Source organism: Nocardia sp. NPDC004068 (assembly GCF_042874315.1).
Classification (GTDB): Bacteria; Actinomycetota; Actinomycetes; order Mycobacteriales; family Mycobacteriaceae; genus Nocardia.
The window spans coordinates 151,372-163,822 of record NZ_JBIAMW010000002.1 but is presented as its reverse complement, the minus strand read 5'-3'; the positions used below and the strand labels follow the sequence as shown (position 1 = coordinate 163,822).

Here is a 12,451-nt window from a genome sequence, read left to right as displayed (position 1 = left end):
GGGTTTCAGGCGTCCTGCCGTTCGGCTCGCTGCCGGACCAGTTCCTCGACGGCGCTGGGCAGGGTGGTCTCGAAGTCGATGAGTTTCGCCCAGGTCGGGGTGATGACGATCCGGACCATGCCGTCGTAGAGCGAGCGGATCTCGGCCTCCCAGGCGACGCGCTGTTCGGGGGTCATCTCGTAGGTGCCGTTCATCTGGAGGTACTCCTCCGGGATGCCGTCGACCACGTCCAGTTCGGCGCGCCCGCGCAGCAGCAGGATCTTCGGCGGGTGGACCTCGGTGTCGATGGTGAGGGCGACCATCGGATTGCGGCGCAGCGCGGGCAGTTTCGGCGCGTATTTCGTGGTGCACAGGACGATCCGCGAACCGTTCCAGGTGAACGCGATCGGGATGCTGCGCGGCGTGCCGTCGGTGGCGACGTAGGCCAGCCGGGTCAGGTCGCGGGCCAGCAACTCCCGGCTGATCGGCCGGTTCAGGATCTCGGTGATCTCGTGCTGTTCCATGGGTATCGCTCCTGGTGTCGAGGTGGTCGAGCCGCCGTCATCGGCTGCTCGTACCCCTGGGACGGAGCCGCCGACACGTTCTCGACATCCGCGCGCACGAATTCTCGAATATTTTTTCCGGCCTACTCCAGCTCGCCCTCGGTCTCCAGATACACCTGCTGGAGCCGCCGCAGGGTCTCGGCCTCCGGGTGCTCCCACAGCCCGCGCTGGGCGGCCTCGAGCAGTCGTTCGGCGATGCCGTGCAGCGCCCACGGATTCGACTGCTCCATGAACTTGCGGTTCACCTCGTCGAAAACGTAACTCTCCGAGAGCTTTTCGTACATCCAGTCGGCGACCACATTGGTGGTGGCGTCGTAGCCGAACAGGTAGTCGACGGTCGCGGCCATCTCGAACGCGCCCTTGTACCCGTGGCGGCGCATCGCCTCGAGCCAGCGCGGGTTGACCACCCGGGCCCGGAACACGCGGGTGGTCTCCTCCGACAGGGTGCGGGTGCGCACGGCGTCGGGGCGGGTGCTGTCGCCGATGTACGCCTCCGGATCCTTACCCGTGAGCGCGCGCACGGTCGCGACCATGCCGCCGTGGTACTGGAAGTAGTCATCGGAATCGGCGATGTCGTGTTCGCGGGTGTCGGTGTTCTTGGCGGCCACCGCGATACGGCGGTAGGCACTGCGCATATCGTCGGCCGCCGGGGCGCCGTCGAGGTCGCGGCCGTAGGCGTAGCCGCCCCACGCGGTGTACACCTGCGCGAGGTCGTCATCGGTGCGCCAGCTCTTGGAGTCGATCAGTTGCAGCAGGCCCGCCCCGTAGGTGCCGGGCTTGGAGCCGAAGATACGAGTGGTGGCGCGCCGAGCGTCACCGTGCTCGGCGAGGTCGGCACGGGCATGGGCGCGAACGTAATTCGCCTCGGCGGGCTCGTCGAGTTCGGCGACCAGGCGCACCGCGTCGTCGAGCAGCGTCACCACATGCGGGAACGCGTCGCGGAAGAAGCCGGAGATGCGGACGGTGACGTCGATGCGGGGCCGGTCGAGTTCGGCGAGGTCGACGGCCTCGATGCTGGTCACCCGGCGGCTGGCCTCGTCCCACACCGGTCGCACGCCCAGCAGCGCGAGCACCTCGGCGATATCGTCTCCCGAGGTCCGCATGGCCGAGGTGCCCCACACCGACAGACCCACCGAGCGCGGGTACTCGCCGTGGTCGGCCAGATACCGTTGCAGCAGTGAGTCGGCCATGGCCCGCCCGGTCTCCCATGCCAGCCGCGAGGGCACGGCCTTGGGGTCGACGGAGTAGAAGTTGCGCCCGGTCGGCAGCACATTGATCAGGCCGCGCAGCGGCGAACCGCTCGGCCCGGCCGGAACGAAACCGCCGTCGAGGGCGTGCAGGATCCGGTCGATCTCCACCCCCGTCTGCCGCAGCCGCGGCACGACCTCGAGAGCGGCGAAGCGCAGCACCGCGCGCAGCGCGTCGAGCCGGTCCGCCGGGACGGGGACGCGGGCGGGGGCGCTGGGGTCGGAGGCGCTGGGGTTAGGGGTGCTGGGGGCGGGGACGCGATCGAGGTCGGGGGTGCCGGGGGCGGTGACGAGGCGGGTGAGGATCTCGTCGACTGCGTCGGGTGACCAGTCGGTGGCCTGCAACGCGGACAGCAGGGTGCGGGCGTGTGCCTCGACGGTGTCGACGCGGTCGCGGGACTCGGTGCCGGATTCGTTGAGTCCCAATGCCTCTCGTAGGCCGGGCACGGCGATCTCGCCGCCCCAGAGCTGTCGTGCGCGCAGCATCGCCAGGACCAGGTCCAGCTCGCCCTCGCCGACCGGGGCCTGGCCGAGGACGTGCAGGCCGTCGCGGATCTGCACGTCCTTGATCTCGCACAGCCAGCCGTCGACGTGTAGCAGCATGTCGTCGAAGGAGTCCTCGTCGGGGCGCTCGGTCAGGCCCAGATCATGGTCCATCTTCGCGGCGCGCATCAGTGTCCAGATCTGCTGGCGGATCGCGGGCAGTTTGGCCGGGTCGAGCGCGGAGATGTTGGCGTGTTCGTCGAGCAGCTGCTCGAGCCGGGCGATGTCGCCGTAGCTCTCGGCGCGGGCCATCGGTGGGATGAGGTGGTCGACCAGGGTGGCGTGGGCGCGGCGCTTGGCCTGGGTGCCCTCGCCCGGATCGTTGACCAGGAACGGGTAGATCAGCGGCAGATCACCCAGCGCGGCGTCGGTGGCGCAGGCCGCCGACATGCCCAGCGTCTTACCCGGCAGCCATTCCAGATTGCCGTGCTTGCCCAGATGCACCAGGGCGTCCGCGCCGAACCCGTCCGGATCGGCGAGCCAGCGGTAGGCGGCCAGGTAGTGGTGGCTCGGCGGCAGATCGGGATCGTGGTAGATCGCGACCGGGTTCTCCCCGAAGCCGCGGGGCGGCTGCACCATGAGCACGACATTGCCGAAACGCAGTGCGGCGATGACGATTTCGCCCGCCGGGTCGGCGGAGTGGTCGACGTAGAGTTCGCCCGGCGGCGGACCCCACGCCTCGACCACGGCCGCCCGCAGTTCCTCGGGCAGAGTGTCGAACCAGGCGGCGTAGCGGCGGGCGCCGATGCGGATCGGGTTGCCCTCGAGCTGTTCGGCGGTGAGCCAGTCCGGGTCCTGTCCGCCCGCGGCGATGATGGCGTGGATCAGCGCGTCGCCGTCGCGCTCCTCGAGGCCCGGAATCTCGCCGGGGGCGCCGAGATCGTAACCGGCCGTGCGCATTTCGGTGAGCAGGCGGATCGCGCTGGCCGGGGTGTCCAGGCCGACGGCGTTGCCGATGCGGGCGTGTTTGGTGGGATAGGCCGACCAGACCAGGGCGATGCGCCGCCGTTCGACGGGAATGTGGCGCAGGCGGGCGTGCCGCACCGCGATGCCCGCCACGCGCGCCGCGCGTTCCGGATCGGGGACGTAGGTGGACAGGCCGTCGGCGTCGAACTCCTTGAACGAGAACGGGACCGTGATGATGCGGCCGTCGAATTCGGGCACGGCCACCTGGGTCGCCACGTCGAGCGGGGTGAGGCCGTCGTCGTTGTCCGCCCACTGGGCGCGACCGCTGGTCAGGCACAGCGCCTGGAGGATGGGCACGTCGAGGTCCGCGAGTTCGCCGATGTCCCAGGCGGCGTCGTCGCCTCCCGCCGCGGCGGTGGCCGGTTTGCTGCCGCCCGCGGCGAGCACGGTCACGACGAGCGCGTCCGCGGCGCGCAGGGTCTCGATCAGTTCCGGTTCCGCGGTGCGCAGCGAGGCGCAGTACAGCGGCAGCGGGCGGGCCCCGGCGTCCTCGATGGCCGCGCACAGGGCGTCGATGTAGGCGGTGTTGCCCGCCAGGTGCTGGGCCCGGTAGTAGAGCACGGCGACCGTGGGCGCGGAATCGTCGAATTCGCGTGCGGCGCGCGGCAATTCGCCCCAGTTGGGCAGGTGGACGGGCGGTTCGAAGCCGTGGCCGGTGAGCAGGACGGTATCGGAGAGGAAGTTGTGCAGTTGGCGCAGATTGTCCGGACCGCCCGCGGCGAGGTAGTTGTGGGCGTCGGCGGCGACGCCGCCGGGCACGGTCGACGCCTCCATCAGCTCGGCGTCGGGGGCCATCTCGCCGCCGAGGGCCACCAGCGGAATACCGCTGGCGCGCACCGCGTCCAGGCCCTCCTCCCAGGCGCGGCGGCCGCCGAGGATGCGCACGATCACCAGGTCCACGCCGTCGAGCAGGGCGGGCAGGTCGTCGAGGAGCAACCGCGCGGGGTTGGCGAGCCGATAGGCGGCGCCGCTGGCGCGGGCGGACAACAGGTCGGTGTCGGAGGTGGACAGCAGCAGGATCACGGTTCGGCCTTCCTCGGGTGACGCGCCCAGCACGGATTCGCGCTCGCCGAGAGGGTCTGGCTGTCACAGTGGCGCGACCGCACCGGAATTGCACCGGTTTCCTCGTAGTCGACGAGCCCCCGGATGCTACATCGCCCCCGGGTGGGCCACGGCTTCCGGCCGCTGCCCGCACCGACAACGATGCATGCCGCGCGAACCCCGCGCAACGACTTCTTCACAGCCGCACCCCTTATTCGAATCCGCACCCCTTGCAGGGCCTGGAGGGGGTGCGGATCCGAATAAAGGGTGCGGCTGGGTGGGTGGGATTTGGGATGTTTCGGGTGTTTTCGACCGACCGGTCGGAGCGTACGCTGTGGGTATGCCGAACTCACCTGGGTGGGCCAGGCGGAATCGATTCGCTGCCTGGTCGGGAATTGTGTGCATGATGGTTGCCGTTGCATTGCTGGCCATGGCGCTGGCGGCTGCCGCGGGGAACAACAGAGGGTTGGCGGTGGCGGCCGCGGGGGTGTGCGCCGGGGTGGCGGTGACGGGGCTGCTGGTGTTCGAGTCGACCGCGCGGCGGGATCGGGTCGATCATCACGAGACGCCACATCTGTTGTCGGACAGCTATGTTCCGGATCCGCCGTGGGCGGGGCGGGATCGGCGTTTCGACGTGTAGGACGTCGAGCGGGCCAGCCGTCGGTTGCCGGGCCGTGTTGGTGTCGGTGGGTGTCCGTAGTCTGGGGTGGCCATGAACCGCTCCGAACCCGACTCCTGCCCCGGCGTCCTGCGCCTGCATCAGGCCGCCGACGGTCCGTTGGCCCGCATCCGGCTACCGGGCGGCATCCTGCGCCCGGATCAGTTGCGGGTGCTGGCGGCGGCCGCGAGCGAACTGGGTGACGGCGCGCTGGAACTGACCTCGCGCGGCAATGCGCAGTTGCGGCGGATTCACGACGCGGAGGCGCTCGCCGCGCGGCTGGCGACCGCGGATCTGTTGCCCAGCCCGACCCACGAGCGGGTCCGCAATATCGTGGCCTCCCCGCTGTCGGGGCGGGTGGGCGGATGGGCCGATGTGCGGGATCTGGTGCCCCGCCTCGACGAGGCGATTCTCGAAGCGCCCGCGTTGGCCGGGCTGCCGGGGCGGGTGTTGTTCACCCTCGACGACGGGCGCGGGGATGTCAGCGGCCTCGGCGGCGACATCGGGGTGCACGCCACCGACGCCGACGAGTTCGCGCTGCTGCTGGGTGGACGCGACAGCGGGGTACGGCTTCGGTACGGGCAGGCGATACCAACGCTGATCGCGGCGGCGCACACCTTCCAAGAACTCCGCGACGACCGCTGGCGGCTGCACGAGATCCCGCACGCCGCGGATCGGATCCTCGCGGCGCTCGGCCTGGAAGCGGTGGCGGAACCGCTGGAAATCGCCGTGCGCCAAGACAATCCGATCGGCTGGTTCACCCAGGACGACGACCGGATCGCACTCGGCGCGGGGGTGCGCCTGGGCCGGCTACCCGCCCACACCGCCGAATTCCTCGCGGCCGTGGAGCGTCCGGTGATCATCACACCGTGGCGCGGTCTGGTGCTGCCCGATCTGGACGAGTGGGCGGCCGAGCAGGTCGTGCGCGTCCTCGCCCCGATGGGACTGATCTTCGACGCCGAGTCACCCTGGCTGCTGGTCACCGCGTGCGCCGGGCGGCCCGGCTGCGCGAAATCGCACACCGATGTCCGCTCCGACGCCGCGGCCGCCATCGAGTCCGGGCGGGTGGCGAGCCGCCAGCACTGGTCCGGGTGTGAACGCCGCTGCGGCCGACCCCGGGGCGAGGTCCTCGATATCGTCGCCACCCCGACGGGTTACCGGGTGGACGAGGAAATCTGATCGCGTTCGGCGACAACGCCTTTGGCGTCCCGGGATCTTCGATACCGTTGACGCATGACACACACCGCGTTCGCCAGTTCCGTGCTCGACGCGCCGATAGATCGCGTGTGGGCATTCTTCGACGACTTCGACGGGCTGGCCGCATTCCATCCGGCCATCGTGGCGAGCCGCATCGAGGACGGTCCCGGTCCACGCGAGGTCGGCGCGGTCCGATATCTCACGCTGGCGGACGGGTTCGTCCGGGAGCGGCTGCTGAAGTTCGAGCCGTCGAATCACGAATACGAGTACTCGATCATCGAATCGTCCATGCCGCTGCGCGAGTACGTGGCGGGCGTGCTGCTGACGCCGGTCACCGACACGGGGGCGACCTTCGCGCAGTGGTGGGCCGACTTCACCGTCGAGGGCGCGGATCCCGCGGAATTCGCCCGGTTCGTCAGTGAGCAGGTGTTCGCAGTCGGGCTGCGTGCGGTGGCGGAACGGTTGCGTTGAGGTTCGGCGGCGAATGCAGTTCCAGCGTGCAGCATTTCACGCTGCCGCCGGCCTTGAGGAGTTCGGAGAGGTCGACGCCGATCGGGTGGAAGCCGCGTTCGGTGAGGCGAGCGGCAAGGTGTGGGGCGCGGTCGGTGAGGAAGACGTGGTGGCCGTCGCAGACGCCGTTCAGGCCCAGGACCTCCGCGTCGGCGTCGGTGGCGATGATCGCGTCGGGGAAGAGGTGGGCCAGCAAGGCGGCGCTGGCGGGGCTGAAGGCGGGCGGGTAGTAGGCGATGGTGTCGCCGAGGGGCATGAGGGCCGTGTCGAGATGGTAGAGGCGGGGGTCCACCAGATCGAGGGTGAGGACGGGGAGGCCGAAGAAGCGTTCGACCTCGCGATGGGCGGCGGGTGAGCTGCGAAAACCGGTGCCCGCCAGGATGAGTCGGCCCACCACGGCGAAATCGCCTTCACCCTCGTTGATCTCGGCCGCCGCGGCGACCTCGGTGAGGCCGAGGCGGGACAGGCGGTGGTGGTAGGCGGGGCCCTCGGCGCGGCGTTCGGGGGTGGCGAAGCGGGCCGACAGGGCGCGGTCGCCGATGACCAGGCCGCCGTTGGCGGCGAAGACCATATCCGGCTGATCCGGTTCGCCGTCGACGACGTGCACGGTGTGGCCGTGGCTTTCGAAGGTTCGGCGCAGGGTCTCCCACTGGGCGAGCGCGCGGGCCCGGTCGACGGGCGCGCTCACGTCCATCCACGGATTGATCGCGTACCGGACGTCGAAGTGGTCGGGTCGGCACATGAGGAAACGGCGGGGCGTGAACCGGCGGAGGCCGGCCGGTGCGGGGGCGGGCAGCGTGGTCACGACGGTCAACGAGGCTCCCTCGGTTCGGCGCGCAACAGATTGAGACGACGGTATGTGGCGTAGCGTTGCGTCAGGAACACCGAATCGTTGCGTGATCACCCTTCTCGGCGAAGAATCATTGCGCCGCATCGAAACAGATTGGGAGCGGCCCGTGGACGACCTCGATCGGCGGATACTCGCCCATCTCCTGCGGCACGCCCGCGCCTCGTTCCAGGAGATCGGCGCGGCGGTCGGACTGTCCGCGCCGGCGGTCAAGCGCCGCGTCGACAAGATGGTCGCGGGCGGGCAGATCACCGGCTTCACCGCGCTGGTCAATCCGGCCGCCCTGGGCTGGCGCACCGAGGCCTACGTGGAGGTCTACTACCGCGACAACATCTCCCCCGCCGAACTGCGCCGCAGTCTCGAACCGATTCCGCAGGTCGTCGGGGTGTGGACGATCGCGGGCGAGGCCGACGCCCTGGTGCATGTGATGGCCACCGATATGGCCGAGATCGAGTCGACGGTGGAGCGGATCCGCAAGAACACCAGCGTCGGGCGCACCCGCAGCAATATCGTGATGTCCCGGATTCTGGAGCGCCCCCGCACCTGATTCGAGCCCGGCCGCGGGGCGCTTCTAGGGTGGACGCCATGTCCGACGTGCGCACCGGCTACCTCACCGACGGGGCCGAGATCTACCGGCGGTCGTTCGCGACCATCCGGGCCGAGGCCGATCTGGCCCGGTTCCCCGCCGAGGTGGCGCAGGTGGTGGTGCGCATGATCCACGCCTGCGGGCAGGTCGACCTCGCGGGCGATGTCGAGTTCAGCGACGAGGTGGTCGCGCGGGCGCGCGCGGCACTGCGGTCGGGCGCGCCGATCCTGTGCGACGCCACCATGGTCGCGTCGGGGGTCACGCGCCGCCGCCTGCCCGCCGACAACGAGGTGCTGTGCCTGCTCGCCGATCCGCGGGTGCCCGAGCTGGCGCGGCGAATGGACACCACCAGATCGGCCGCGGCGCTGGAACTCTGGCGGGATCGGCTGGCGGGCGCGGTCGTCGCGATCGGCAACGCGCCGACGGCGCTGTTCCATCTGCTCGACATGCTCGACGCCGGTGCGCCGAAACCCGCGGCGGTGCTGGGCATTCCGGTCGGCTTCATCGGCGCGGCGGAATCCAAACAGGCCCTCGCGGCGTACGGCGGGGTCGAGTTCTTGACGGTGCGCGGGCGGCGCGGCGGCAGCGCCATCACCGCCGCCGCACTGAACGCGATTGCGAGCGAACAGGAATGAGCGGCAAACTCTGGGGAATCGGCCTGGGCCCGGGTGATCCGGAACTGGTGACGGTGAAGGCGGCCCGCGTCATCGGCGCGGCCGACGTGATCGCCTTCCACAGCGCGCGGCACGGGCGCAGCATCTCCCGCGGCATCGCCGCGCCCTATATGCGGCCGGGGCAGCTCGAGGAACATCTGATCTATCCGGTGACCACCGAGACCACCGATCATCCCGGCGGATATCAGGGCGCGATCGAGGAGTTCTACGAGGAGTCGGCGGCGCGGCTGGCGGCCCATCTCACTGCCGGGCGCTCGGTGGCGCTGCTGGCCGCGGGCGATCCGCTGTTCTACAGCTCCTATATGCACATGCACCGGCGGCTCGCGGACCGTTTCGAGGCCGAGATCATCCCCGGCATCACCTCGGTCAGCGCCGCCTCCGCCGCGCTGGGCACGCCGCTGGTCGAGGGCGATCAGGTGCTGACCGTGCTGCCCGGCACCATGGCCCCCGACGAACTCGCCCGCCGCCTCGCCGGCACCGAGGCCGCCGCGATCATGAAACTCGGGCGCACGTATCCGGCTGTGCGCCAAGCGCTCTCGGCGGCGGGTCGGCTCGACGACGCGTATTACGTCGAGCGCGCCAGCACCGGCCGTCAGCGCGTGCTGCGCGCGGGCGACGTCGACGACGCCGAGGTCCCGTACTTCGCCATCGCCCTGGTTCCCGGGCCTCGCCCGACGACACCGATCCACCTGTCACGAGAAACCGACGACGCGAAGGGCCGTCAGCGCGGACCCCACGCGAGTACGGCCGCCGAGTCCGACGCGACCGTCCACCGATCGGACGTCGTCCCGGCCGGGCTCGACACCGCGACGGAGCGCGCGACCGACGCGGACGTCAACCGGACTGCGGCACCCGTCCGGCCCGAAACCCCCACGGACACGCCGCCCACCGTGGGCGAGGTCGTGATCGTCGGACTCGGACCGGGCGCGACGGACTGGACCACCCCCGAGGTGACGCGAGCCCTGGCCGAGGCGACGGACCTCGTCGGATACACCACCTACATCGACCGGGTGCCGATCCGGGACGGGCAGCGGCGGCACGCGAGCGACAACCGGGTCGAATCCGAACGGGCCGCAATGGCATTGGACCTCGCGCGGCGCGGGGCCCGGGTCGCGGTGGTGTCCTCCGGGGATCCGGGGGTGTTCGCCATGGCGGCGGCGGTGGTCGAGGAGTCGGCGGATCCGCGGTGGCGCGAGGTGCCCGTGCGGGTGCTGCCGGGGGTGACGGCCGCCGCGGCGGTGGCCTCCCGGGTGGGCGCGCCGCTGGGCCACGACTTCGCCATGATCTCGCTGTCGGATCGGCTCAAGCCGTGGGAGACGGTGGCGCGCCGACTGGCGGCCGTGGCGGCGGCCGATATGGCCATCGCCGTCTACAACCCGGCCTCCTCGCAGCGCACCTGGCAGGTGGCGGCCATGCGGGACCTGCTGCTCGAGCATCGCAAACCCGATACGCCGGTGGTGCTGGGGCGCGATGTGGGCGGGCCGACCGAATCGGTGCGGGTGGTGACGCTGGCCGAACTCGATCCGGCCGACGTCGACATGCGCACGCTCGTCATCGTCGGCGCGTCCACCACCAGCCGCTTCGACACGCCCGGCGGCACGCGGGTGTTCACAGCGCGGCGCTATCAACCCACGTAGGGGGTTTCCGCCCCGGTTCGACAACGCGGCGGGACCCCTTCATAGTTGAAGACCCAACTACCTGTAACATCCCACTGTGGAGTGTCGACGTTGGAAGGGGCGGCCGTGACCGACGGTGGATCCAAGCGGGGGCTGAACTCGACGGCGGCATCGCTGCTCGGGTTCCTGCACGAGGGCCCGATGTCGGGCTGGGATCTGGTGAATCTGGCCCAGGAGCGGATCGGCGACTTCTGGACCATCACGCAGAGCCAGGTGTATCGGGAACTGGCCACGATGGATCGGGCGGGTCTGGTGACCAAGGGCGAGACGGGCGCCCGGGACCGGACCCCGTATCACATCACCGAACCGGGCCGGGAGGAGTTCGCGGAGTGGATCGCCCGCGATCCGGGGGCGGAGACGATTCGGGTGCCGTTGCTGCTGACATTGTCGTTCGGGCGGTTCGTCGAGCCCGCGCGGCTGGAGCGGATCATCGCGTCGAACCGCGAGATCCATCAGCAGCGGCTCATGCGGTATCTGGCCGAGGATCCCGAACCCGAATCGCGGTACGAGCGAGCCACTCTCGACTTCGGGATTCGTTACGAGCGCGCGGTGCTGGAGTGGTTCGACCGGTTGCCGACATTGCTCGGCCGGTCGGTGCCCGAACGGGCCTGAGCGCGTAGCCATTCCATGGCCGCCGCGACCGTGGGCACGACGGTCGCGCCGTCGGGCAGGGGCGGGCGGTCGATCATCAACACGGGAATCCCGCGCTCGCGGGCGGCGTCGAGTTTGGCGGAGGTGTCCGCGCCGCCGCTGTCCTTGGTGACCACGACATCGATGCGGCGGGCGGCGAGCAACGAGCGTTCGGCGTCCGGGTCGAACGGCCCACGCGCCAGCATGATTTCGTGCTGCGGGGGCAGTGCGCCGGTGGGCGGATCGATGGCCCGGATGAGGAACCACTGCTCGGCCAGGTGGGCGAAGGCGGCGACGCCCTGGCGGCCGATGGTGAGGAACACCCGCTCCCCCAGTGTCGCAACGGTTTCCGCGGCGACGGCGAGGTCGGGGACCCGGATCCAGCGGTCGCCGGGTTGTTCGGCATAGCCGGGCCGCCGCAGGTACAGCAGCGGCACGCCGAGCGCCGCCGTGGCCTCGGCCGCGTGCGCGGAGATGGTGGCGGCGAACGGATGGGTGGCGTCGACCACGGCCTCGACGCCGTTGTCGGACAGCCAGTTCCGCAGGCCCGCGACGCCACCGAAACCGCCGACGCGGACCTCCCCCGACGGCAACACCGGTGCGCGCACGCGACCGGCGAGCGAGGACACGATCTCGAGTCCGTGCTCGCCGGTGGCGTCCCCGGCCAGCTCCCGCGCCTCGCGGGTGCCGCCGAGGATCAGGATTCTCAGGGCTGGCCGCCGAAGTAGGCGAAGGCCGAGTCGATCAGCGGCTGGCCGCCCGCGACCAGCAGGCCGATCACCGCGCCGAGCGCCGCGCCCGGGATCACCGGGAACACGCCGAGGATCAGGCCGATCAGACCGCCGATGACGGCGCCGACGGCCGCGCCCAGCGAGGCGCGCTGCAACTCGGAGAAGAACCACTCCTGCGAGGAGATGTCCTTGGCGGTCACGGTGTGCGCCTGCGGGGTCAGCGTGAGCTGGGTGCCGTCGGCGGTGACGGCGGCCGCGATGTTCACCTTGTCGCCGCTGGGCTGCACGGTCAGCGGAAAGCGGGTGACGACCTGGCCCGCGTTGTCGGCCAGAGTGACCGACTTCCCGTCGCTGTCGAGGCTGAACTTACCGCCGGTGACGGTGGTGACCACGGACTTGCCCGCGTCGACCAGGGTGGCGGCGTATCCGACGCCGTGATCGGTGCCCTGCACCGACGGCGCGGCCTCGCTCTGCACCTGGGCGGGCGCCGCGGGGACGGGCTCGGCGGAGGCGGTGCCGGCGGCGATACCGGTGGCCGCGGCGGCGATGAGCGCGGTCGCGGCGAAGGTGGTGACTCTCATATGAACTCCGGAGGCAGATAAC

General features: G+C 70.7%; 12 protein-coding genes and 1 riboswitch. Of the genes, 7 read left to right on the top strand and 5 right to left on the bottom strand.

Annotation, left to right across the window (positions count from 1 at the left end; all coding sequences use genetic code 11):
* Positions 1 to 5 precede the first annotated feature (5 nt).
* Both ACFYTQ_RS04865 and cobN read right to left on the bottom strand, forming a co-directional pair.
* Entirely contained in the window at positions 6 to 503 is a 498-nt protein-coding gene (locus ACFYTQ_RS04865) for a pyridoxamine 5'-phosphate oxidase family protein (protein ID WP_387357310.1), read from the bottom strand.
* Positions 504 to 625: 122 nt separating this feature from the next.
* Positions 626 to 4,321 carry a cobaltochelatase subunit CobN gene (cobN, locus tag ACFYTQ_RS04860; RefSeq protein WP_387357309.1) on the bottom strand — a complete coding sequence of 1,232 codons (3,696 nt, stop codon included), beginning with the start codon at positions 4,319 to 4,321 and terminating at the stop codon, positions 626 to 628.
* Between the two features lie 31 nt (positions 4,322 to 4,352).
* Positions 4,353 to 4,477, bottom strand: a riboswitch (cobalamin riboswitch).
* Positions 4,478 to 4,742: 265 nt separating this feature from the next.
* Here cobN and ACFYTQ_RS04855 point away from each other — a divergent pair.
* From ACFYTQ_RS04855 to ACFYTQ_RS04845, 3 genes are all read left to right on the top strand, one after another.
* Positions 4,743 to 4,979, top strand: a complete 237-nt coding sequence (locus ACFYTQ_RS04855; protein ID WP_387357308.1) for a hypothetical protein — start codon at positions 4,743 to 4,745, stop codon at positions 4,977 to 4,979.
* 66 nt (positions 4,980 to 5,045) lie between these two features.
* Positions 5,046 to 6,176: a precorrin-3B synthase gene (gene cobG, locus ACFYTQ_RS04850; protein WP_387357307.1), complete on the top strand. Its 1,131-nt coding sequence runs from the start codon at positions 5,046 to 5,048 to the stop codon at positions 6,174 to 6,176.
* A gap of 54 nt (positions 6,177 to 6,230) precedes the next feature.
* Positions 6,231 to 6,665 carry an SRPBCC family protein gene (locus ACFYTQ_RS04845; RefSeq protein WP_387357306.1) on the top strand — a complete coding sequence of 145 codons (435 nt, stop codon included), beginning with the start codon at positions 6,231 to 6,233 and terminating at the stop codon, positions 6,663 to 6,665.
* Here the strand turns inward: ACFYTQ_RS04845 and ddaH are convergent.
* On the bottom strand, positions 6,610 to 7,509 hold the full coding sequence (ddaH, locus tag ACFYTQ_RS04840) for a dimethylargininase (protein WP_387357934.1): 900 nt from the start codon (positions 7,507 to 7,509) through the stop codon (positions 6,610 to 6,612). The two genes, ACFYTQ_RS04845 and ddaH, sit on opposite strands and share 56 nt — an antisense overlap.
* Positions 7,510 to 7,660: 151 nt before the next feature.
* Here ddaH and ACFYTQ_RS04835 point away from each other — a divergent pair, with 151 nt between their 5' ends.
* The 4 genes from ACFYTQ_RS04835 (at position 7,661) to ACFYTQ_RS04820 (ending at position 11,099) form a co-directional block, all read left to right on the top strand.
* On the top strand, positions 7,661 to 8,098 hold the full coding sequence (locus tag ACFYTQ_RS04835; protein ID WP_387357305.1) for an Lrp/AsnC family transcriptional regulator: 438 nt from the start codon (positions 7,661 to 7,663) through the stop codon (positions 8,096 to 8,098).
* Between the two features lie 38 nt (positions 8,099 to 8,136).
* Positions 8,137 to 8,772 (top strand): precorrin-8X methylmutase, encoded by a 636-nt coding sequence (locus ACFYTQ_RS04830; RefSeq protein ID WP_387357304.1) that lies wholly within the window; start codon positions 8,137 to 8,139, stop codon positions 8,770 to 8,772.
* Positions 8,769 to 10,448: a precorrin-2 C(20)-methyltransferase gene (locus ACFYTQ_RS04825; protein ID WP_387357303.1), complete on the top strand. Its 1,680-nt coding sequence runs from the start codon at positions 8,769 to 8,771 to the stop codon at positions 10,446 to 10,448. The genes ACFYTQ_RS04830 and ACFYTQ_RS04825 overlap by 4 nt, the downstream gene beginning before the upstream one ends.
* Positions 10,449 to 10,553: 105 nt before the next feature.
* Positions 10,554 to 11,099 carry a PadR family transcriptional regulator gene (locus ACFYTQ_RS04820; RefSeq protein WP_387357302.1) on the top strand — a complete coding sequence of 182 codons (546 nt, stop codon included), beginning with the start codon at positions 10,554 to 10,556 and terminating at the stop codon, positions 11,097 to 11,099.
* On the opposite strand, the gene ACFYTQ_RS04815 is transcribed toward ACFYTQ_RS04820, so the two are convergent.
* Both ACFYTQ_RS04815 and ACFYTQ_RS04810 read right to left on the bottom strand, forming a co-directional pair.
* Positions 11,024 to 11,827, bottom strand: coding sequence for a cobalt-precorrin-6A reductase (locus ACFYTQ_RS04815; RefSeq protein WP_387357932.1), 804 nt, complete (start codon positions 11,825 to 11,827; stop codon positions 11,024 to 11,026). The two genes, ACFYTQ_RS04820 and ACFYTQ_RS04815, sit on opposite strands and share 76 nt — an antisense overlap.
* On the bottom strand, positions 11,824 to 12,429 hold the full coding sequence (locus ACFYTQ_RS04810) for a hypothetical protein (protein ID WP_387357301.1): 606 nt from the start codon (positions 12,427 to 12,429) through the stop codon (positions 11,824 to 11,826). The genes ACFYTQ_RS04815 and ACFYTQ_RS04810 overlap by 4 nt, the downstream gene beginning before the upstream one ends.
* Between the last annotated feature and the right edge of the window lie 22 nt (positions 12,430 to 12,451).

What these genes read in the sequence shown, in the direction of transcription:
- ACFYTQ_RS04865 (WP_387357310.1), bottom strand. Translation starts at nt 503, where the DNA reads ATGGAACAGCACGAGATCACCGAGATCCTGAACCGGCCGATCAGCCGG.
- ACFYTQ_RS04855 (WP_387357308.1), top strand. Translation starts at nt 4,743, where the DNA reads ATGATGGTTGCCGTTGCATTGCTGGCCATGGCGCTGGCGGCTGCCGCG.
- ACFYTQ_RS04845 (WP_387357306.1), top strand. Translation starts at nt 6,231, where the DNA reads ATGACACACACCGCGTTCGCCAGTTCCGTGCTCGACGCGCCGATAGAT.
- ACFYTQ_RS04830 (WP_387357304.1), top strand. Translation starts at nt 8,137, where the DNA reads ATGTCCGACGTGCGCACCGGCTACCTCACCGACGGGGCCGAGATCTAC.
- ACFYTQ_RS04825 (WP_387357303.1), top strand. Translation starts at nt 8,769, where the DNA reads ATGAGCGGCAAACTCTGGGGAATCGGCCTGGGCCCGGGTGATCCGGAA.
- ACFYTQ_RS04810 (WP_387357301.1), bottom strand. Translation starts at nt 12,429, where the DNA reads ATGAGAGTCACCACCTTCGCCGCGACCGCGCTCATCGCCGCCGCGGCC.